General features: G+C 37.7%; 18 protein-coding genes and 1 tRNA gene. 12 read left to right on the forward strand and 7 right to left on the reverse strand.

What is annotated here, in order from left to right:
- The 3 genes from AC07YT_RS01700 to AC07YT_RS01710 form a co-directional block, all read right to left on the reverse strand.
- Positions 1–1,578: a glycoside hydrolase family 28 protein gene (locus tag AC07YT_RS01700; RefSeq protein WP_086546097.1), complete on the reverse strand. Its 1,578-nt coding sequence runs from the start codon at positions 1,576–1,578 to the stop codon at positions 1–3.
- 258 nt (positions 1,579–1,836) lie between these two features.
- On the reverse strand, positions 1,837–3,390 hold the full coding sequence (locus AC07YT_RS01705; protein ID WP_086546095.1) for an MGH1-like glycoside hydrolase domain-containing protein: 1,554 nt from the start codon (positions 3,388–3,390) through the stop codon (positions 1,837–1,839).
- The gene (locus AC07YT_RS01710; RefSeq protein ID WP_086546093.1) at positions 3,390–6,125 is read right to left on the reverse strand and encodes an alpha-d-galacturonidase; all 2,736 of its coding nucleotides are present in this window, start codon (positions 6,123–6,125) and stop codon (positions 3,390–3,392) included. The genes AC07YT_RS01705 and AC07YT_RS01710 overlap by 1 nt, the downstream gene beginning before the upstream one ends.
- 264 nt (positions 6,126–6,389) lie before the next feature.
- Here AC07YT_RS01710 and AC07YT_RS01715 point away from each other — a divergent pair, with 264 nt between their 5' ends.
- The 5 genes from AC07YT_RS01715 (at position 6,390) to AC07YT_RS01735 (ending at position 10,633) form a co-directional block, all read left to right on the forward strand.
- Positions 6,390–7,154 (forward strand): SDR family NAD(P)-dependent oxidoreductase, encoded by a 765-nt coding sequence (locus AC07YT_RS01715; RefSeq protein WP_086546091.1) that lies wholly within the window; start codon positions 6,390–6,392, stop codon positions 7,152–7,154.
- Positions 7,155–7,187: 33 nt separating this feature from the next.
- Positions 7,188–8,042: a fumarylacetoacetate hydrolase family protein gene (locus tag AC07YT_RS01720; RefSeq protein ID WP_086546089.1), complete on the forward strand. Its 855-nt coding sequence runs from the start codon at positions 7,188–7,190 to the stop codon at positions 8,040–8,042.
- A gap of 1 nt (position 8,043) precedes the next feature.
- Positions 8,044–8,373: an L-rhamnose mutarotase gene (locus AC07YT_RS01725; RefSeq protein WP_086546088.1), complete on the forward strand. Its 330-nt coding sequence runs from the start codon at positions 8,044–8,046 to the stop codon at positions 8,371–8,373.
- Positions 8,374–8,383: 10 nt separating this feature from the next.
- Entirely contained in the window at positions 8,384–9,205 is an 822-nt protein-coding gene (locus AC07YT_RS01730) for an amidohydrolase family protein (RefSeq protein WP_086546087.1), read from the forward strand.
- Positions 9,206–9,463: 258 nt separating this feature from the next.
- Positions 9,464–10,633, forward strand: coding sequence for an alpha-hydroxy acid oxidase (locus tag AC07YT_RS01735; protein ID WP_086546086.1), 1,170 nt, complete (start codon positions 9,464–9,466; stop codon positions 10,631–10,633).
- A gap of 102 nt (positions 10,634–10,735) precedes the next feature.
- On the opposite strand, the gene AC07YT_RS01740 is transcribed toward AC07YT_RS01735, so the two are convergent.
- On the reverse strand, positions 10,736–11,887 hold the full coding sequence (locus AC07YT_RS01740) for an aldose epimerase family protein (RefSeq protein WP_086546085.1): 1,152 nt from the start codon (positions 11,885–11,887) through the stop codon (positions 10,736–10,738).
- A gap of 291 nt (positions 11,888–12,178) precedes the next feature.
- Between AC07YT_RS01740 and AC07YT_RS01745 the strand changes: the two genes are divergently transcribed.
- The 3 genes from AC07YT_RS01745 (at position 12,179) to AC07YT_RS01755 (ending at position 13,803) form a co-directional block, all read left to right on the forward strand.
- Complete coding sequence (locus AC07YT_RS01745) at positions 12,179–12,850, forward strand: HAD family hydrolase (protein WP_086546084.1); 672 nt, start codon at positions 12,179–12,181, stop codon at positions 12,848–12,850.
- A gap of 1 nt (position 12,851) precedes the next feature.
- A complete protein-coding gene (locus AC07YT_RS01750; protein ID WP_086546083.1) occupies positions 12,852–13,550 on the forward strand; it encodes an NUDIX hydrolase in 699 nt (232 codons plus the stop codon).
- 180 nt (positions 13,551–13,730) lie between these two features.
- Positions 13,731–13,803: transfer RNA gene (locus AC07YT_RS01755), tRNA-Lys, on the forward strand.
- A 72-nt stretch (positions 13,804–13,875) separates the two neighbouring features.
- Here AC07YT_RS01755 and AC07YT_RS01760 read toward each other — a convergent pair.
- Genes AC07YT_RS01760 through AC07YT_RS01770 form a run of 3 tightly spaced genes read right to left on the reverse strand, consistent with a single transcriptional unit; the run spans position 13,876 to position 17,044 of the window.
- Positions 13,876–14,325 carry a GNAT family N-acetyltransferase gene (locus AC07YT_RS01760; protein ID WP_086546082.1) on the reverse strand — a complete coding sequence of 150 codons (450 nt, stop codon included), beginning with the start codon at positions 14,323–14,325 and terminating at the stop codon, positions 13,876–13,878.
- A gap of 54 nt (positions 14,326–14,379) precedes the next feature.
- Positions 14,380–15,015, reverse strand: a complete 636-nt coding sequence (locus AC07YT_RS01765) for a response regulator (RefSeq protein ID WP_086546081.1) — start codon at positions 15,013–15,015, stop codon at positions 14,380–14,382.
- Positions 15,002–17,044: a tetratricopeptide repeat-containing sensor histidine kinase gene (locus tag AC07YT_RS01770; RefSeq protein WP_086546080.1), complete on the reverse strand. Its 2,043-nt coding sequence runs from the start codon at positions 17,042–17,044 to the stop codon at positions 15,002–15,004. Before AC07YT_RS01770 ends, AC07YT_RS01765 begins: the two co-directional genes overlap by 14 nt.
- 180 nt (positions 17,045–17,224) lie before the next feature.
- On the opposite strand from AC07YT_RS01770, the gene AC07YT_RS01775 reads away from it, so the two are divergent.
- The 4 genes from AC07YT_RS01775 to AC07YT_RS01790 all read left to right on the forward strand — a co-directional run bounded on the left by AC07YT_RS01775 (position 17,225) and on the right by AC07YT_RS01790 (position 21,439).
- Positions 17,225–17,635, forward strand: a complete 411-nt coding sequence (locus tag AC07YT_RS01775) for a hypothetical protein (protein ID WP_086546079.1) — start codon at positions 17,225–17,227, stop codon at positions 17,633–17,635.
- Positions 17,636–18,314: 679 nt separating this feature from the next.
- A complete protein-coding gene (locus AC07YT_RS01780; RefSeq protein ID WP_086546078.1) occupies positions 18,315–19,301 on the forward strand; it encodes a hypothetical protein in 987 nt (328 codons plus the stop codon).
- A gap of 88 nt (positions 19,302–19,389) precedes the next feature.
- The gene (locus AC07YT_RS01785; protein WP_086546077.1) at positions 19,390–20,370 is read left to right on the forward strand and encodes a trypsin-like peptidase domain-containing protein; all 981 of its coding nucleotides are present in this window, start codon (positions 19,390–19,392) and stop codon (positions 20,368–20,370) included.
- 145 nt (positions 20,371–20,515) lie between these two features.
- The gene (locus tag AC07YT_RS01790) at positions 20,516–21,439 is read left to right on the forward strand and encodes an SIR2 family protein (protein WP_494945138.1); all 924 of its coding nucleotides are present in this window, start codon (positions 20,516–20,518) and stop codon (positions 21,437–21,439) included.
- The last annotated feature ends 7 nt before the right edge of the window (positions 21,440–21,446 follow it).

A 21,446-nucleotide genomic window follows, 5' to 3' on the forward strand; every position in this document is an offset into this window, starting at 1 on the left:
TTATTGTCCTTTATCTCCCGAAATAATTTCGATGTTACTACTCACTTCCTTCTCTTTTTTAACCGCCTCCTTCACCCGCCTAAAATTATTGTTTCCCAGGAATATATTTTTAGTTTCGGCTCCGTTTAATTTCAAATAAGTAACCGTTTCTTTCGTCGGAAAAGCATTATACAGAAACAAGTCTGATACATTTGTAAGATCGACTATTGCTGCATTAGCATGAGGTTTATTACTTTTTAAACCATCAACAATTAAATTATTCACTTTTAAAGCCTTTAATGAGGCTCCTAGTTCTGTATTTACCGTTACATTATGAAACTCAATATTACTGGAATTTTGGATAGAAAAGCCAGTTTTAGCATCCATATTAATGTCGTTGAAGGTAATATTATCGATAGGCATTTCTTCTAAACCATTTAAATAAGCTGCCTGGTTAACCTGTCCTGTAATATTGCTAAAATGAATATTTCTAAAAATCGGTGTACGCGCTGAAACGGCTTCGACATTGGTTTTTGCATATTGCATATCCAATACAATAGCCTGATCGGTAATATTTTTCATGATGATGTTACTCACCCTGATATCTTCTACCACACCGCCCCTGCCGCGTGCGGTTTTAATGCGGATGCCTCGCTCTGTTCCATCGAAAATACAATTGGAAATGGCAATTTTGCGTACATCACCCGACATTTCGCTACCAATCACCACACCGCCATGACCTGATAACATGGTACAATTGGTAATGACATAATTTTCTGCTGGAACAGCCATTTTTCTTCCTGGCGCGTCTTTGCCTGATTTAATGGTGATGCAATCGTCGCCCACGCTGATGTGGCAATCTGAAATGTGTACATTTTTGCAAGACTCCGGGTTGATGCCATCCGTATTTGGCGAGTGCGGGTTGTTGATGGTAACCGCATGAACCTTAACATTTTCGCAGAATTCAGGATTTACCGTCCAGAATGGTGAATTACGGATCGTGATTCCATCAATCAACACATTTTTACAGAACATGGGTTGTATAAACGGCGGACGAAGAAAACCTCGTTTCATTTGTTTGGGATCGTCAGGCAAAAGAATATCCTTATTTAAACCGTCAAAAATAGTTTGCCATTTCGATCGGGCTTGTCCCTCTTTATAACCTTCTACAAAATCCCACCATTTTTTACCATGACCATCGATCATTCCCCTGCCGATAATCGAGATATTTTCTACTTTATAGGCATAAAACAAGGGTGAAAAACTGGTTACATCAACCCCTTCGTAACGACTTTTTACCATCGGCAAATAATCATCAAAATTATCGCTGAAATGTAATTCAGCTCCGGCATCAATTAAGATGGTGATGTTGCTTTTTAAATGTATGGCTCCCGTTAGGTATTTTCCGGCAGGGAAATAAACTGTCCCACCCCCAGCTTTGGATGCAGCTTCTATCGCATTTTTGATAGCGGTAGTAGCCAGTTTGCTGCTATCGTTTTTTGCACCATATTTAATTACGTTGTAATAAGACTGGGCTTTAGCGGTTATTCCACTACAAATTGCAAGTACAAAAATTAAGGTTTTGAGCATGTATTTCATTTGGTTATACTTTATTATTTTACCGTCCTTGCGAGGCATAGCCAGTCCCGAAATTTCGGGAAAGCAATCTTTCTAACTATGAAGCAAAATAGATTGCTTCACACCACCCTCATCCAAGCGCTTCGGTTCGCAATGACGGATTACTAATTCATCTCCACATCGTCCTCGTTTGTAACGAGGATGCGTGAGAACGGCGATTTCATCGCCCATTAATCAATTTTTACTTTGGTCTGTGAGGACACAGACCAAGGTATTTCACTAATTCATCTGCACCTTTAAAGGTTTCAAATCTTTGCCTTTGTAAATCTCTTTGCCATCCACAAACACCAATAATCCTTTACCTCTATTGTATTTTTTTCCGGTTTTATCCCACAATATAGTCAGTGTTTTATGGTGATATGAAACTTGATCTAACATAAACCAATCCCACTGATTTTTAGGGATTAATGGAGAAATTTCAAGCACATTATCCTGACGTGGCTTTATACCAACCAAATCATTGATAATTAAATCATTAAAAGTGGAGTGATTATAAAAACTGCTTCTCGGATTATCGCCCTTTAACCACTCTCCTGTTTTCTCATCCTGGTATTCACCCAGATAAGGTTTGCCATTTTTAACGTGAGAAGCCGCGTACTGATGCAGTTCCTTGTAAAAAACTTCGGCATTCATTTTACCGTGTTTTTTATAGTTGGTCAACAGATTGGCCAATCCTTTTAAAGTTTGCGAGCTGGCAAAAGGCCAAAGTGCACCATCCCATTCACAGCTATGTCCTGTACCCCTGGTTCTAAATGTTGGGTTTCTTCTTTCGGCGGTGGTTAATCCCCAGGGTGCTTTAAATCCGGCAGTATCGAGCAGCTGGTCCCAGGCTTTTGCATATTTTGACTGATCATCCGGCAGGTTAAATTCCCATGGTGTAAAACCGATGGCTTCCCTCACATCAGCTGAACCGCCTTTGGCTTTTCTGGTTTCAAAAAACGAAGAAGAAACATTCCATAAACTGTCCTGTACTAATTTTTTCAAGACTACTGCTTTATTTTTATACTTACCAGCAAGCATTCCATCACCTAAAAGCGTGGCAATTTTATCCAGAGCCATCGCATTGCCATACATATAACTGTTTATGGTTGGCCGTTGGTTCTGGTCTTTTCGTGATCCGCTGATCGATTCTTCCATGCCATCCTTAACATCATGCTGCCAGAAAAGGCCGTTTTTAAGCTGTCTTTCCGATTCCCATTTGCTGTAATCTTTATCTAATGCAGGCAAAATCTCCTTCAAAAATCCCTGATCCGGTTGCACCAAATAATTCTGATAAACGGCATCATCTACCCAGCTGCTAAATTGATGAAAACGTTGTTTGGTTTGACCCACATCGGCATGGTAAAGCCAGAATTTGATATAATCTTTTAGATAAGCATTGTCCTTTAACCATCTGCCTTCGTAAATATGGTGACCTAAGGCACAGCTGATGGAATTATATTTTCCGGCATGCTTAACGGGTTCGATAAACTCGGTGAAGATAAAACCTTCAGGTGTTTTAACCAGGTGTTTGCGATAAGTCCACCAGCGGTAGTAATAGTTTTGCTCTAAAACCGAATCAGGGCATTCGAATAATGGTGCCTGTTCCGCTAACCAGGAAAAGGCATCTGCATTGGGTATATAGTTTTTAACCGCTTCTGTGTCTATAGAATTGAAATAGGTGACATATTTCTTCAGTTTCTCAGTCCCCAGAATTGATTTCTGCTGCGCAAAACCTGTGATTGCCATTAGCGACAATACAACTGTTGTTATAAAATTTCTTGTATGTTTCATTATTCAAATAACCAATCTATATCTTTTCCTCTACCATCTAAACCCGCATTAAAAATGCGCAGTTCCTGTTTATCATCAATAAAACCTAAAACCAGGCAGGCTCCTTTACCCAGGTTTAATGTGTGTGTACCTGCCGGGAAAGAATAAGCATGAACATTTACCGGAGGAAAGCCATAAGGTACTAATGCGTTCGATATCTTGATTTCAGATTGACCATAATTATTGGCACTGGCATCTGTTTCCAACTGTGGAGGAGCAAGATATTGAGGATCTTTCTGATTAAAAAAGCCTATCAGCAATTTTACAGGTGTTTTGGTACTGAATTTAATTTCTGTACCGGTTTTAATTTGTTTTTCTTTCGCAAGTTTGATCCCCTTTAAACCTAACAATTGTGCGGCAACTTCTTTAATTTTAACCGCAGTATCTGCGAAAAGCTGTGCATCTTTAGCAATCACATAACTTTCTGTTTCGTTTAAAACTTTAACCTCAGCAGCTTTATAAGGCACAATGGCTGCAACTGTTCCCTGTTTTATTGATTTTAGAGAATCGATACTGCGTTTGAAATGATTAAGTTCTTTGGTAAAAACAGGTAACATCTCTTTCCAGTGGATAAAAGTTTTATCTACACCACGCATCGGGATTTTTCGTTGTTTGGTTTGCATGCTATTGGCGTACAGGTAACTGTGTTCTGTGCGTTTAACGAGTTTAGCATAATGATCTACACTTTTTTGAAGAAAAGGTAATGCCTGCTCCAAATCAGCTACCTGATTTGAATATTTATACCTCAATATCCAAAGGGCTGCTTTCACTTTTTCAGCGTAAAAATTAGCCATTTCATCATAACAATAGATATCGTTTTTAAGTCGCTTAAATTCTGCAGTATCTTTGCTTACATTCGGTGCAGCCTCATTAATCGATTGGATGGCTTTTTTACCATGCTCTACCACTTCGCGCGACACCTGAACGGGTGTTTCGCCAATATGCCCCTGTTTCTTCCATTCTTTTTCGGCATACTCGATAATCATCTCTCCTTCAGGAGCTTCTGATTCATACATCAAAGTAAACAATCCATAACGGAACGGGTTAATCAGCTGCGTCATCAACATGCCTAAGGTTAATGTTTGCCTGTTGCCATCGGTAATACCATATCTGCGCAACAGTTTAGGTGATATTTCGCCTGATTCTTCGTAGGCATTCAGAATGGCTTTACCACTAGTTAAATTAGCTCCGTATTTGCTAGCCAGTTCTTTGCCCCAATAATCTATTTCCTGACTGCGGTTTCTTTGTGAGTTCCACGAATATCTTGCCCACTCTTTGTACCAGATCCAATCGCGGTCTACTTCCAACAACCTGCCTTTTACTTCATCGGCCGAATAAGGCCAATCCCAGTAACTGGCCTGAGGATATAAATGCAAACCTTTTGCGCCATAAATTTTGTTCATCGCCTGAACTGATTTCTGGATAAAATCGGCCGAACCATACCGAAATGGTTCTAGATTCGCTAAAATATGTACGTTGGAAATATTAACCGTACCAATAGCTGCTAACTTCCGGTTTAAATCGGCCCAGGCGCCACGTGGCGTATAAGTGGTTAAGGCCTCGCCATTAAACTTATTTTCAGTATACAGGTTTTTGTAAAAAGGTAACGCCGCTTTCATTACACTTGGTGCATCGGTATCGTGTGCCCGCAATACAATCGGAGGTTCTTCTTTAATGCCAGCCGCTTTTAATCCATCTTTTACCCCTGGGATAATCGTTTTGGTAAACCAATCAATATCATCCTGACCGACACCTTCCATCGCTTCACCTAAGGCCACCATTAAACCTACATTCGGATATTTCTCTACAAATGAAGCAATCGATTTACGGGTATAATCGGCAATTAAAGGAATAATGGGCCGGTTTCTATCTTGTGTTTTTAAGCCATGTTTATCTGCAAAAGGTTTTGGAATAATGATATTGTAAAACATCTGGATTACCCATATGCCGCGTTTATCAGCTTCTTTGGTTAAAAACTGAAAAATTTCTTCATTCTTTTTTAAAGTAGCATCGTCTACCTCCACGGCATAGGGATAATCTTTTAAGCGCAACAGCGACGAAAAAGGATGTCCGTTCCATAAATAAAGCGAATTGTAGCGGTTTTCAACCATCATGTCGAGATACTTAATCCACAAAGCTTTATCGTAAAGCCAGGGGAAAGTTTCCGGTGTGTAGGGATATTCGTAAACATCATGTCCGGGTAAGTAATCAGGTTTTTGCAAACCAATGCAGGTACCTCTTAACACCATTTCAGGCTGATCGGAAAAGGTTAACTGCGTGGGCAATTTACCTGTGCTGTTGATCTGATCGGCCAGTTCGACACAACCATATAATGCACCGGATGCATCGTTACCTATAATATAAAGCACCCCATTTTTTCCACTATAGATATGAAAACCTTCTTTTTGGGTAAGGGAGATTTTATTTTTAATTTCTGCCGGAAGATTATTGGCAAAAAGTTTATCTGAAAATACACCAACGGCAATGATATTGTTCGTAGTTGTAAGTTTATCCTTTAGTTCGATTTTGGTTGAATAATTCAACTTGGCTAAAGCTTTTGAGAGCTTTTCGGCTCCAAAACGCACACGCACGTGATCTTCGCTGGAAATTACAATTGTTTTCGGTGCCCGAACACTGGCATTTGAAAATGATATGGATAAAAAATAACAGGAAATAAAAATCAGAAAATTTCTCATTCAACAGGCTCTAATAACAAAAACTATTGCTAGGTTTTTATGTAATATTTGGTTAATATTATATTTAAATATAAAGATAATATTCAAATATAAGTAATAATACTGATTGTCTTTGTAAAATTTATGCAAGGTAAGGCCATTTGAACATTCGTTACGGCGTATGACAATATCTGTTAATATTTAGACAAGAAGATAAAATTTTTAATCAAGAATATTTATTTTATTTGTATTCTAATCAATTATAATTTATAACCAATCATATACATGTTTTCACTAAAAAACAAAAAAGCCGTAGTTACAGGCGGAGGAAGCGGCATTGGAAAAGCTATTGCGACTATTTTAGCCAAACAAGGTGCTGAGGTTCACATCATCGAATTAGGAACAGAACACGCGCAGGATACCTTAGATGAAATTAAGACAAATGGTGGAGTGGCTTTCAGCTATGGTTGTGATGTTTCAGATCACCAGGCGGTTGCAGCAGTTTTTAACGAAATCGGAAATATCAATATCCTGATTAATAACGCAGGTATTGCGCATATCGGAAAAGCCGACACAACTGATGAAGCTGATTTTGACCGCGTGATGCGGGTAAACGTAAAAGGGGTTTATAACTGCTTACACGCGGCTATTCCGCAGATCCGTTTATCAGGTGGAGGTGTTATTATCAATATGGCTTCAATTGCCGCATTAATCGGCCTTCCCGATCGTTTTGTTTATAGCGCTGCAAAAGGCGCTGTAAAAGCAATCACCATGAGTGTAGCGAAAGATTATATTGGCGAAAACATCAGGTGTAACTCTATTTCACCGGCGAGGGTTCATACGCCATTTGTAGATGGTTTCTTACAGAAGAACTATCCGGATAATATCCCTGAAATGTTCGAAAAACTTTCTAAAACACAACCTATAGGCAGAATGGCCAAACCAGAAGAAGTGGGTGCGCTTGCTTTATACCTGTGTAGCGACGAAGCATCTTTTATTACTGGCTGTGATTATCCGATTGATGGTGGATTTACTACCTTAAATAATTAATAAATATTTTCAAATACCATAAAGAATTTTATAATGAAATTAATACGATTTGGCGAAGCCGGAGCTGAAAAACCAGGCGTAATTATAAACGATAATTATTTCGATGTTTCAGCATTGGTTAAAGATTATAACGAAGAATTTTTTGGCGGCGATGGCCTGGAGAAATTAAAGACCGCTGTTCAATCTGCTGATTTACCTCAGGTAGATAAAGGTGTGCGTCTTGGCCCGGCATTAGCCCGTCCTTCAAAAATAATCTGTGTAGGCTTAAACTATAAAGACCATGCGGCAGAAACCAATGCCCCTATCCCATCAGAGCCCATTTTGTTCTTCAAAGCTACTTCAGCGATTGTTGGGCCTAATGATGATCTAATCATTCCAAAAAACAGTAAAAAAACCGACTGGGAAGTAGAACTGGCTATTGTGATTGGCAAAAAGGCAAGCTATGTTACTGAAGAAAACGCATTAGACCACATTGCCGGTTATGTTTTGCATAACGATTATAGTGAGCGTGAGTTCCAGATCGAAAGAAACGGACAGTGGGTAAAAGGAAAAAGCTGCGATACCTTCGCACCGATTGGGCCATTTATTGCTACCCAGGACGAAATTGCCGATGTGCACAATCTTCGCCTTTGGTTAACTGTAAACGGAAAAACCATGCAGGATGGTAATACCTCAAACCTGATTTTTAATGTTCCGTTCATGATTGCTTACATCAGCCAGTTTATGACGCTTTTGCCAGGCGATGTAATTACAACCGGAACACCTGCCGGTGTAGGCTTAGGTCAAAAACCTGAACCATGGTATTTAAAAGCTGGTGATGTGGTAGAATTAGGTATTGATGGCTTAGGTACAAGCAAACAAACAGCTAAGGCTTACAGCGGAAATTAATATGAAAAGATACTGCTTAACGCTCGATCTTGTCAATGATGAAAAGCTTATCGAAGAATATAAGCAGTATCATCAATCAGTTTGGCCCGAAATTAAAGAAAGTATTACTTCTTCTGGCATTGAGGACATGGAAATCTATTTATTAGGGAACCGGTTGTTCATGATTATGGAAGTGAATGCGGATTTTTCTTTTGAAGAAAAAGGAAAAGCTGATTTAACCAATCCAAAAGTACAGGAATGGGAAAATTTAATGTGGAAATTCCAGCAGGCACTGCCAGGTTCAAAACCAGGTGAAAAATGGATGTTAATGGATCAGATATTTAAACTTTAAAACGCTTTTTATGATTGATACACACGTACATTTTTGGAATTTCGATCCGGTTAGAGATAGCTGGATAAATGAAGAGATGCCGGCTATCCGTCATGATTTTTCTCCAAAAGATCTTACGGCGGTATATCACGATCTTCAAATTACAGGATGTATTGCCGTGCAGGCCAGCCAGTCGGAAGAAGAAAACCGTTTTCTGTTATCGCTGGCTGAAGAAAATGAAATGGTTAAAGGTATTGTGGGCTGGGTGGATTTACTCGATCCTAATTTAGACGAACGTTTAACTTACTGGAGCAATTTTAAAAAGATTAAGGGCTGGCGACATATCTTGCAAGCCGAAAACGCCGATTTTATCCTGAACAAAAAGTTTATCGCCGGCGTTAATCTCCTGAAAAAATACCATTACACTTACGATTTATTGTGCTATCACGATCAATTAGCTGATATCATCAAAATGGTTGATCAAATTCCTGATCAGCCATTTGTATTAGACCATTGCGGCAAGCCGGATGTGAAAAGTCAGGAGATAAAATCCTGGTCTGAAAATATCAAAATACTGGCAGCAAATCCAAATGTGCTTTGTAAAGTATCGGGTTTACTTACTGAAGCAGACTGGAAAAAATGGACCGAAAAAGAGCTTTTTAATTGTTTTGATGTCGTATTTGAACATTTTGGTACTGAAAGGATCATGTATGGCAGCGATTGGCCGGTTGTGTTGCTCAGCAGACCTTATCAGGATTGGTTTAATTTAGTTACGAAGTACACCGGGCAATTCTCTGCAGCTGAAAAGAAACTAATCTTTAGCGATAATGCTAAGGCTTTTTATGGAGTTTAGTCTAATTTTTAAACGCCCGTCATCCTGAGCTTGTTTCAGGATCCATTAAATTAGTAAACAGAACAAACATGAAATATGCTGATCCTGAACATTCGAGACAGCAGGACAATATCAAAAGAAATATTTGTGCGCTTGCCTGGAAAAGAGCGCAGGCAGAAACGATAATTACAAAATAGCAGATAGAGCAGGATGGAAAATATAATATAAAGTATTAGTTTTCGCATGTTAAAACAGATCTGACCAATACAATATTTAAAAATGAGTAAAAAGATTATATTCCCTTACAATCCTCAATTCCCTTCTGTAGCCGACTTAAGAAAAAAGGCGAAATCAAGGATTCCTAAATTTGCTTTTGACTACCTGGAGGGTGGTTGTAATGAGGGACTTAATTTATCGAGAAACGAGAGCGACTTCGACAATATTTACCTTAAACCGAATTACTTACGTGTTGGTGGAGATATCGACATGTCCGTTGAATTATTTGGCCGTCGTTACAGTGCACCATTTGGGATATCTCCGATTGGCTTGCAGGGTTTGATGTGGCCTAATGCACCTGAAATTTTAGCCAGGGCTGCTGCTAAAGCCGATATTCCTTATACATTAAGTACCGTATCCACCAGTAGTATCGAACGAATAGCCGAAGTATCTGAAGGAAAAGCCTGGTTTCAACTGTACCACCCTACGGAGGATAGATTGAGAGATGATATCTTAAATCGTTTAAAAGCTGTTGAATGTCCGGTATTGGTTGTTCTGGTAGATGTGCCTGCATTTGGTTTACGATATAAAGAAATTAAGAGTGGTTTATCTATTCCACCAAAAATGTCGATCAATAATATTTTGCAGGCTTTTGCCCGTCCGCTATGGGGAATTAAAACGCTTCAACATGGCATTCCATCATTTGCTACCTTAAAGCCTTATATGGAAAAAGGAATGGACATGTCGCAGCTGGGCCAATTCATGAACCGAACCTTTACCGGTAAGGTTGATATTGAAAAGGTTTCTGCCATTCGTGATCTGTGGAAAGGACCTTTAATATTGAAGGGAATCACCACTGATGAAGATATGCAGGCTGCTATCCAGATCGGTGCTGATGGTGTAATTGTTTCCAATCATGGTGGCAGACAAATTGATGCAGGCGAATCTTCAATCAATTCGCTGATCAAAATGACGAATAATCCAATATACAAATCAAAATTGAAGATCATGTTGGATGGTGGTATTCGTTCAGGCGTTGATTTAGCCAGAGCGCATGCCGTTGGGTCTGAATTCAACTTTATGGGTCGGCCTTTTATGTATGGAGTTGGTGCTTTAGGTAATGAAGGAGGCGATCATACTATCAATATGTTCAAAACTCATTTATACCAGATTATGCAACAATTAACCATTGAGAAAATTACACAATTTCCTGATCGGTTATTAAACCCTTAAAGCCGAATTTGCAGGTAACATAAACAAAAAAAGCAAGACTTCAGGTCTTGCTTTTTTTGTTTCAAATTCGATAATGATCTTAGTCGATTTTTTTAAGTATGGTTATTTCAAAAACTTGTAAGTAGTACTCGTTTTATAAGTTTCACCTGGTTTAAGCACTGTCGATGCAAAATTTGCATGATTTGGTGCATCAGGAAAATGTTGTGTTTCTAAACAGAAAGCGGAACGGTGAGGATATGATTTTCCACCTTTACCGTCTTTATCAGCGCCCGTTAAAAAGTTTCCGCTATAAAACTGTAATCCTGGTTCAACCGTGTAAACTTCCATTATGATTCCTGTAACCGGACTTTTTACAATTGCTACAGGTGTTTTGCCATCATGGTGGGTCAATACAAAATTATGGTCGTAACCTTTTCCGAATTTTAACTGCTGATCATTTTCCTCAATCGATTTCCCGATTGTTTTGGCTTTATTGAAATCGAAAGCGGTTCCAACTACAGGTTGTAATTTACCTGTTGGAATAAGGGTAGAATCTACCGGTGTATAGGCGTTGGCATCAATTGTCAATTCGTGATCTAAAATCGTTTCATTACCCTCACCGTTTAAGTTAAAATAAGCATGATTGGTTAAATTCACCACAGTCGTTTTATCAGTAGTGGCTAAATAATCAATTTGTAAGGCATTATCATCCGTTAAAGTGTAAGTTACTTTAACATCCAGTTTTCCGGGATAACCTGCTTCACCATCATTTGAAACATAACTCAGCTCCAGTTTTTGTCCATCTAATTGTTTAGCCTCCCAAACTTTAGCGAAAAAACCATCTGTACCGCCATGCAAAGTATTCACACCATCGTTAAGTTGTAAAGTATATTCTTTTCCTTCCAGGTTAAATTTACCCTTACCAATACGGTTTCCGTATCTGCCAATTAAGGCACCAAAAAATGGTTCACCTTTTTTGCGGTAGGCACCTACGCTATCGTAGCCTAAAACCACATCGGTTAACTTATTATTTTTATCAGGCACCAAAAGCGAAACTACCCTCCCGCCATAATTGCTAATAGAAACCGAAGCACCTTGTTTGTTTTTCAAAGTATACAGGTTAACACTTTTCCCATCAATGGTGCTGGTGTATTTTGATGAATCACTTTGTTCGGTTGTTGCCGCCCCTTTATCCGATTTAGGATTACAAGAAGTAAAAGAAATGGCTAAGCATAGCGTAGCGAAGGGCAATGCCTTAAAGATTTTTTTTTTCATCTGTTTAAAATTTTGTTTTCGTGTGTGATGAAGCTGTCATGATTTTTCACTGGTGTTTTATTCCCTTTATGAGTTCAAGAACCCACAAGCTCGGTTTCATGGATTAAAATTGGTGAAAACGGATCTCCAATTGCATACAAAAAGCAGACAGGGCTTCATATTGATTTATTTTTGGTTAAGGCTAATGTAGGAAAAAATTATTAACGTTAAAGTAACGATTATACTTATTATTTTTCATAATATCGGCGAGGATTCCCAACAGTAAAAAAAATCACATAATTTAGCAGCCATATGCATAACTTAAATTTCAAGCCAAAGGCTTTTCTTTTTGATTTGAACGGTACGATGATTAATGATATGGAATACCATACGTTAGCCTGGTATAGCATCATGACGGAAGATTTAGGTGCTAAACTTGATTACGAAAGCGTAAAAAAAGAAATGTATGGTAAAAACCACGAAGTTTTAGAACGCGTTTTCGGAAAAGATAAATTTAACGCCGAAGAAATAGAACGCCTTTCTATTGATAAAGAAAAGCGTTATCAGGAAGGTTACCTGCCGCATTTGGCGCTGATTGAAGGACTGGATGTCTTTTTGGAGCGCACAAAACAAGCTCACATTCCCATGGCGATCGGATCTGCTGCAATACCTTTTAATATAGATTTTGTAATCGATGGCTTAAATATCCGTCATTATCTGGATGCCATAGTGAGTGCAGATGATGTAAAAACAAGCAAACCAGATCCTGAAACTTTTTTAAAGGCCGCGGCAGCATTAAATATTGCACCAGCCAATTGTCTGGTTTTCGAAGATGCACCCAAAGGTGTAGAATCGGCATTAAATGCAGGCATGCCCTGCATGGTATTAAACACCACACATACAATCGAAGAATTTGAAGGTTATCCGAATATCTTAGGTTATATTACAGATTATAACGATGCTAAATTAAATAGGCTATTTTAACATGGGAAAATATTTAAATCAAAAACCTGTTCTTGTTGCAGTCGACTGCATTATTTTTGGTTATGACGGCGATCAGCTAAAACTTCTGGTGATAAAAAGGGCAATAGAGCCTGTAAAAGATCAATGGAGTTTAATGGGTGGTTTTATTGGTGAGCGAGAAGATCTTGATGGCGCTGCCAAAAGGATTTTATTAGAGTTAACGGGATTACATGACGTTTACCTGGAACAACTTCATGCTTATGGTAGTCCGGATCGGGATCCGATCGAACGTACGGTTTCGGTAGTCTATTTCGCACTGATCGATATTAATAAATACAGTAAACAGATCAATGATCAGTACCATGCCGAATGGTTTAAGTTAAAAGAAGTTCCGGAATTAATTTTTGACCACGATATGATGGTTAAGGCTGCAATGGATAAAATCCGTTATCAGGCCGCCCTCCATCCTATTTTATTTGAGCTTTTACCAAAACGATTTACGATACCGCAATTACAGGCTTTATATGAGCAGGTTTACGATTCGCCAATAGATAACCGGAACTTTATCCGCAAGATTACTGCCAGTGGATTATTGATTAAACAGACGGATAAGGATAAATCAAGTTCACGCCGAGGAGCTTTTTATTTTAAACTGGATAGGAATAAACACAAAGCACAGTTCCAGTCTTTCCTTAATTTTATTCCTAAAGCAAGTAAATAGTGATGATTGCTGATGGGTTAAAATAAATTTTAAGCTTATTTTTAAGCATAGAAAATTTAAAATCAAGCAGTTAGAACAACCCGTTTTAAACAACGGAAAAAACATCAAAAACATTTTCAAAAAATGTTTGCAAGAAAAAGATAAATCCCTATATTTGCACCTCCTTAAACAAAAGGAAATGATTCCGTAGCTCAGCTGGTAGAGCATTACACTTTTAATGTAGTGGTCCTGGGTTCGAATCCCAGCGGGATCACAGAAAGCCTTACAGAGATGTAAGGCTTTTTTGTTTTAAATCTATCCTTATAAATCATCAGATATTGCAACATTATACAATTTCTCCGTTTTTATAAATCATTTGATAATGTAGCGCTGTATGCCCTTTAATTATAAAGCCCAGTTTTTGATAAAACTTCTTTGCGATAATATTAATTTTAAAAACCTGAAGTTCGATAGGTTTATCAGCTAAAAGCGCGTGTTGTATAATATCGTTCATCACCTTAGTTCCAATACCACTTCGCTGAACTGAATGATCAATCAATATGCTTTTAATAAAAATTAATTTTCTGGTCTCTACCTTATCGATCAATCCTATTTCCTGATCGTGCCGATCCAGTATAATTTGCATGTGCTCCGCCACAAAATCATGCTTATGGTATTCAAGCTGCACAGCATCATCCCAGCCCCAAATTTCAGAGATATAAGGCTTTATGGAATGAGCCTTCAGCTGTAAAGTGAGTTCAAAGTCTGCAGCAGTGGCCGGGCGGTATTTAATCATTACAGATAAATGCTGAAGGATTAAGTAAAAAAGGTAAATATATTAGCGGGATAATTAAAGTAAACCGCCCTGGGTGGCTATCCGCATTAAATCGGCTACATTTTTGGCTTTCATTTTTTGCAATAGATTTTTCCTATGGTTTTCTACGGTGAACTTGCTTAAAAACAATCGTTCTGCTATGCCATTTGTATTTAAACCTGTGGCAATCAGCTTTAGAATTTCTTTTTCACGTACAGTCAGGTTGGCGATACCCTGATGCCCGTCTAAAGGTGGTCGCGAAATAATTTCACTTATCGCTTTGCTAAAAGCAATATGCCCGTTTAAAGCCATGTTAATACAATTCACAATTTCATCAATAGGTGCATCTTTAAGGATGTATCCATTGGCACCATTGGCTAACATTTTCATAATGGCACTCCTTTCCTGATGATTGCTAAAAGCCAAAACCACAGTACCGGGAGAAATGGCTTTGATTTCCTTGCATATCTCTATCCCGCTAATATCAGGCAGTATAATATCCAATAAAACAATTTTTATGGGCGTTATTTTTAAAGCATCAATAAACGCTTGTCCACTGGTAAAACCACCAACAATTTCAAAAGAGGATGTTTTATGCAACAACTTAACCAACCCTTCTATTATGATCGGGTGATCGTCTACTATGGCTATGGTGGTTTTAGGCTGTAACATACAATTCTATATTAATGGATGTGCCGGTTTTATTTTCCTGCGATAAAATTTCAATTTTTCCTTTTAGGTACTCAACCCGGCTTTTTATATTCCGAACCCCTATCCCATCAGCAGTGTCGATATGACGGGTATCAAAACCTTTCCCATCATCTTCAATGGTAATGAAAAATATGTTTTTATTTTGAGAACATTGCAGCAACAGGTTTTTAGCATGGGAATGTTTTGCCACATTGGCCATGGCTTCCTGCACAATGCGGTAGATATTGATTTGCTCGCGTGATTTTAGGTGATCGCTAATGCCCAGGCATTGAAAATCAACCTTTAAACGATCCGAAGCTATTGATTCGCACAGATCCCTTAGCGAAGCCTCCAGGCCCAGTCTGATCAGCATTTCGGGCATCATGTTATGCGCTACACGCCTGAGTTCTTTCATTGTGTTTTCCAGGTGAACCGTCACATTGTAGAGGTCTGAATCGTTATTTTTACTTTCATTAATGTAGTGTGCGAGGTTCATTTTTGAAACCGCCAGCATACCACCAACGCCATCATGCAAATCTCTAGCTACTCTGTTTTGTTCATCTTCTTTTGCATTTAACATGACCTCTACCAATTGAATGTGTTGCTGACTATAAATATCTTTAAGATCTTGCTGATGATTTAAATCTTTTTGCAAAGCCAGTTTTTTACTGTTGCGAAAGAAGAACCAACCCACAATTGCCAGAATGGATAAAAACACACAGGTTAAAACTAAAAGCCAGTTTACTAACCTGCTGTTTTTTGTAATGAGTTTTGTTTTCTCATTTTCAGCGTTGAGGTTCATAATTGTCTTTTCATTTTCCGCTGTTTTAAACTTTATTTCTAAAGCATTAATTTTTCTCAAAACCTCTTGCTTATTTAAGCTATCATTTAAAACACTATATTTTTTGAGCCAGAAATAGGCGGTATTAGGATTTCCCATTTTATCATATACTTCCGACAGGTCAAAAAAGCAGGCTAAGATATTTGTTGGCGATTTTGAACTGTTTTTCCGAACGATATCTTCGATGAGAACAGCCGCTTTTTGGTAATGGCCCTGCGCAATGAGCGTTTTGTATTTTTGTATATTCAGCACTTCTACCTGGTAATCGTCGTTTATTTTAACTGCCATTTTAAGCCCGGTATTTGCACTTAGAAGTGACTGATCATAAGCTTTGGTTTTTCTATAAAATATGCATTCTGCTAAATAATATTCCGTATGGCTTAAAGTGTCGTTACATTTCGACATCAGATTTTTAGCTTTTTCTAAAGTTCTTTTGGCTTCCGTTATTTTGTTGTTAAACAAATAGTTTTCTGTCGTACCAATGTAAGCATCGTATAAATGAACCACATCCCATAACTCTATTTTTTCGAAAGTAGCAATAGCCAGGAGAAAATATTTTTCTGCCTTATCATACTGCTTTTGATCCATAAATACGGTTGCCAGATCTTCATAATACTTAGCCAGAAACTCATTTACTCCTGCTTTTTTTATTAAAGGGATGCATTTATTTAACAGGATTTCTGCCATAAGCAGTTCATCACCTTTTTGTTGCTGCAAATTGGCATAATTCCCCCAGCCTTTTGCCCTTAAAAAATAAGCCTCTTCTGTATTAAATTTTGATAACTGTTTATCTGCTTCAATATAATTAAGTTCACTTTTTGCTGCGTCAACCGGATAATAAAAAGCCCCGAGGTAATGGTAATAAACGGCTTTTACGTAGGGAAATTTAGCACCATACTTATAGCCGGCAGTTAAATATTTCTCAGATACAGTACGATTTAGATCGCGCCAATAGAAGCTCAGTTTAAAAAACACACGGGCCCTCAAGCTATCAGATTTGGTGCGTTTGGTAAGGTTCACTAAACTATCAGAGAAGCGCTTGCTGCTGGGGGGCAACTGCTTTTTTAATACCTGCGTAATACTATCTGCATAATTTAACTTATTTGCAGGACTTTGTGCGTAAAGCTTAAAAGCGAACAAAAAGCAAACGATGCCTATTTTTATTTTCATAGCGAATGACCAAACCGGTTTGCCGCAATATTTAAGATAAAATCTTACATATAAAAATAAATCTAAAAAATAGCTGAAAACAGCTAGTTAAAAATTGACTTTTTCCAGTCATTGCTGCTACGATTTTGTGCCTGTAGCTTTGAGTAATTAATATTTCACCTATAAAAAATTATTTACGCAATGAAAAAATTATTCAAAACCCAGTTAACAAGTGCATTTACCTTCTTATTCGTTGTTACTTTATTGGCATCCTGCAAAAAAAAGGATGATGCGCCGTCAAATGACAAGTTCCCCCTGACAAATTTCACTGCTAAAATTACCAAACAGGAAAACCTTACTTCGCAATCGGCCGTCTTAATTGACTTTGACATCAAGAACACTTCGGGTACTGATTATACGGTTGAAAAATATGCACTTAATCCCGTTAAACTCAAACTGACAGTTGTAGCAACTGATGGATCTGGTTATGATGAAAATAGTTATGTAGCCGATGTTCAGGCGGGTAAAACATTCTCTGCAAAGTTAGCAGTCGATTACTCCGTAGGCAAAACCATAGATTTAACTAAAAGTAAAATCGAATTGCTTTATTAATTCATATACAGCTATTGTTGATCAGAATTTTCAATAGGTGCTAATAAACGATAAATATTACCGTTGTAAAGTTAATTGCTACTCCATCACCTTGTTGAAACCTGAATGTTCATTTAACATGTACATTCAGGTTTTATTGAATAACTGATAATCAGACGCAGCAATTCCCCCATTGCAGGATTAACATTGATTAATATTTGGTCATGGTTAATCCTATTTAGTGCCAATCTCTACCTTACCTTTTTTAACAGATCGAGTGAGATATTACAGAAAATCTGTTAACCACCAAACACTCCATAACAGCTTTAACCGATCTTTTCCCTATTCATTGGTAGCTTACCTCTATTCTTTATAAATAATTCAAGTATTCTTTTGTATTATTCTGCAAAAGCGATTCTATTTCTCAAATGGCTTTGAGTCATTTATATCAATAGGATAAAGCATAAATGTCACCAATTTGCCTTAACTCCTATTCATTATTACACGCTTTTCATAAAATATGTATACTGAAAAATACTCATCAATTAGTATTGTTTCAGCTCCTATAACTCATTAGGTTTATAAAGAAAAGCCTAGCTTCATAATTTATTATTGTTCGTTGTTCGTCCCGGAACGCCAGATGCTTTATGACTTTTCACATATAAGAGTAATTAATATAAATTATCTAAACAACACATTTATGGGATGGTTATCTGATATTTTTGAAAAGCAGAGTAAAGACTGGTTCTACTCCAGTATGCCAAAGGAACAAACGCCTGGTGATATAGAATCAATAGAACTTGTACCGAATGATGATTACATTGAGATTTACCTTAAGTCGATGCGCATTGTTAATGTAAGAAAGGGGCTTTCGAAGTTCTATGCAACAGTTCATAGTCATGTCGAACTTTCGAACATTTCTGGAAAAACAGCAAGTTTCAATGTACTTACCACGCCTGGTATGCTTAAAAGCCTTGATGCAGCTAACATTGATCGGGTTATTAACCTTAATCAAAGACTACTTGGCCCTGTACCTTACCGTGGAGATGGATTAAAACTCGAAGTTGGATTATTTTCGATTAAAGAAGCAGAACTTGCAGGTCCCTTTATCAATTTGCTTACCGATATTTCAGTACTTGGAGGTGTTTCCTTTCTGAGTGCAGCCTTACCCTATATCAAACCCTTAGAAACAGGTGTTAAACTATTAACAGGAAGTGATAAAGATTCTACCCTGGAAATAGGGCTTAACATCCAGTATAGAAATCCTTCAACAGGCTATTTCGTTGTTATAGGAACAGATAAGGATGATATTAAGATTGGCGATATCAGGATAGATGAGCATGATTTTAAGTTAGTCGACAAAGCTGGGAAAGCAATTAAAAATTTCCCCTATATCGTTATTGAGATTATTTCCAGTAAAAACAGAGATGACTGGTACAACATACCTGAAGTATCTACGGCTTATAATAAGCTGCGTGAAGAAACCCAAAAAGGTGATGTAAAAGTTGTTAATGACGCCCTTTTGTTCTTTAAGCGAACCGTACTTACCAGTCCGGATTTACTTTTTAGAAATGGCACCAAATTGTATCAACAGGTTGAAAGTGATACACAACAAATTATTAAAATGCTTGAAGGTCCAGAAGAAAGGTCAGTTACATTAAAAAATCTATCACAATACGCCATATAACCAATTGGGCTTAATCGAAATGAATTTTACCCATTGAGATCGGGAAAAATTACGATTGGATTGCGAACCAAAACATTATTTAATAACTATGTACCGCGACAAAAAACTTAATCAGCTAAATGATGCACTTGCACTGCTAATACCGCTACCAAATAATATCATCACGTTTTTAGACCGGGCAGAAATCGATTACAGTATGATTGATTTTATGGGTGGATCGCTTGCAATATGGAATAGCGCACTCCGTTATGCACACAGTAATAACCAGGTAGATCAATTGGTTGATACAGTTTTACAAAGTTTTCCAGAAAACCCATACCTGCTGGCTTATAAAGAGGAGCGATTTCAAGACTATAATACGGGGCCTGATATCAATAGTATACCATGGAAGAAAAAGCTTGATGAAAACGTTCTCGAAAAAATTATGGGTGCTACAAGCTCTCTTCTTCCTATCAAATTTCTTGAGCAGGGACTAATAGCTGCGAAAGCTGTTGCGCGGATTGAGATTTCTTATACAACGCATAGCGAACTTGGATCAGGATTTCTTATTGACAATAATCTCTTGGTAACCAATCATCATGTAATTGCGGATAAGGACACTGCAAGATTGGCTAATGTAGCATTCAACTATGAGGAAACCTTAAATGGCAATGCCATGGAGGCCAAATTATTTAAGCTTAACCCAGATGATTATTTCAAAACTTCTAAAGAAGATGACTGGACGGTGATCGGGATTGATGGTGATGCAAATACCCAATTTGGAAAGCTTAAACTTAAAAACGGCATGAGTGTAAAAGGAGATTTTGTCAACATCATTCAGCATCCTGGCGGCCGTTATAAACAAATTGCACTTTACAATAATATCGTAACCTATGCTGATGAAAATATTATACAATATTTAACTGACACAGAGCCTGGATCTTCAGGCGCACCAGTATTCAATTCGCAATGGGAAGTGGTTGGTTTACATCATAGTGGTGGAATTCTTGTGGAACCCGGTGTGCCTCAAAAAATGTTAAGAAATGAAGGCATTGCCATATCAAAGGTTATTTCAGGGTTAAAAATATAAATGAATGGCGCTCAACAATAAACAATTTTACCAGCTAGTAGCTTTTTCTTCTAGACAATGGCCTTTCCTGCAACCGATTTTACCCATTTTAGACCAGGCTGAAATTGATGCATCTAAAATTGACCTTACAGGTCCCGCCTCAACCATGTGGTTTAACATAATTAAAAGGGCGGATAGTTTGAATCAGCTTATGAAGCTTCTTGAAGTAATGGTTATTAAAATACCTAATAATGATCATCTCAAAGAAATTAAAGCTGATTTAGCAGGAGCCTCATTTACAGCTCAAGTAGAACACTTAAAAACCGAAATCAGAAATGGGCATTGTGTACTCTTTCTGGGACCTCATTTTTTAAAGTATAGCGTCGGAAACGAAAATATTCCTTTTTCCGATCTCTTCATGAATGAACTAATTGAGAGTTTGGAAAAATATGATATTTCATATGACAAAACCGAAACGGATAATCTCAGCTATCTTATTGATCGTTTTGAAACAAGAGATTTATTCGTTTCGGGCGATACGGAAAGGAAAGCTAAAAAAATCAGTGAAGAAAATGACCTGAATAGTGGCACCTTTAATCGGATTAGGCAGCTTAACTTCCCGCTCATTATCAATACAAATCCGGATACAACCTTAGAAAACCTATTTCCCGCTTATTACTCAACTGGGTTTTATGATATGTCTAACAGCCAAAGCCCACCCCCGGTTGATAATGGTAAACCCTTTGTTTACAATATTTTTGGATCCTTTGAAAATCCTGCTTCGATCATTTTTACAGAGAAAGAAGCAGTAGATTTTACTAAAAATATATACCAGAAAAATCCACCAATACCTGAGTTTATCAGGGAAATCATTAGAAATAGATATGGGATTTTTATAGGATTTGATTTTAAGGAATGGCACCTGAAGATCCTTTTTAATGTGCTTGACCTGCGGAACAAACCAGGCAATTATGCTTTTACAGAAATGAAATCGGCGTTACTTGAAAGAAATATGGAATATTACCGTCGCCAGTACAACATGTCATTCGTTAAAAATGATGTTTATCGTTTACTAGTGGCCCTTCAATAAAAATATT

It is taken from the genome of Pedobacter sp. GW460-11-11-14-TSB4, from assembly GCF_059423705.1.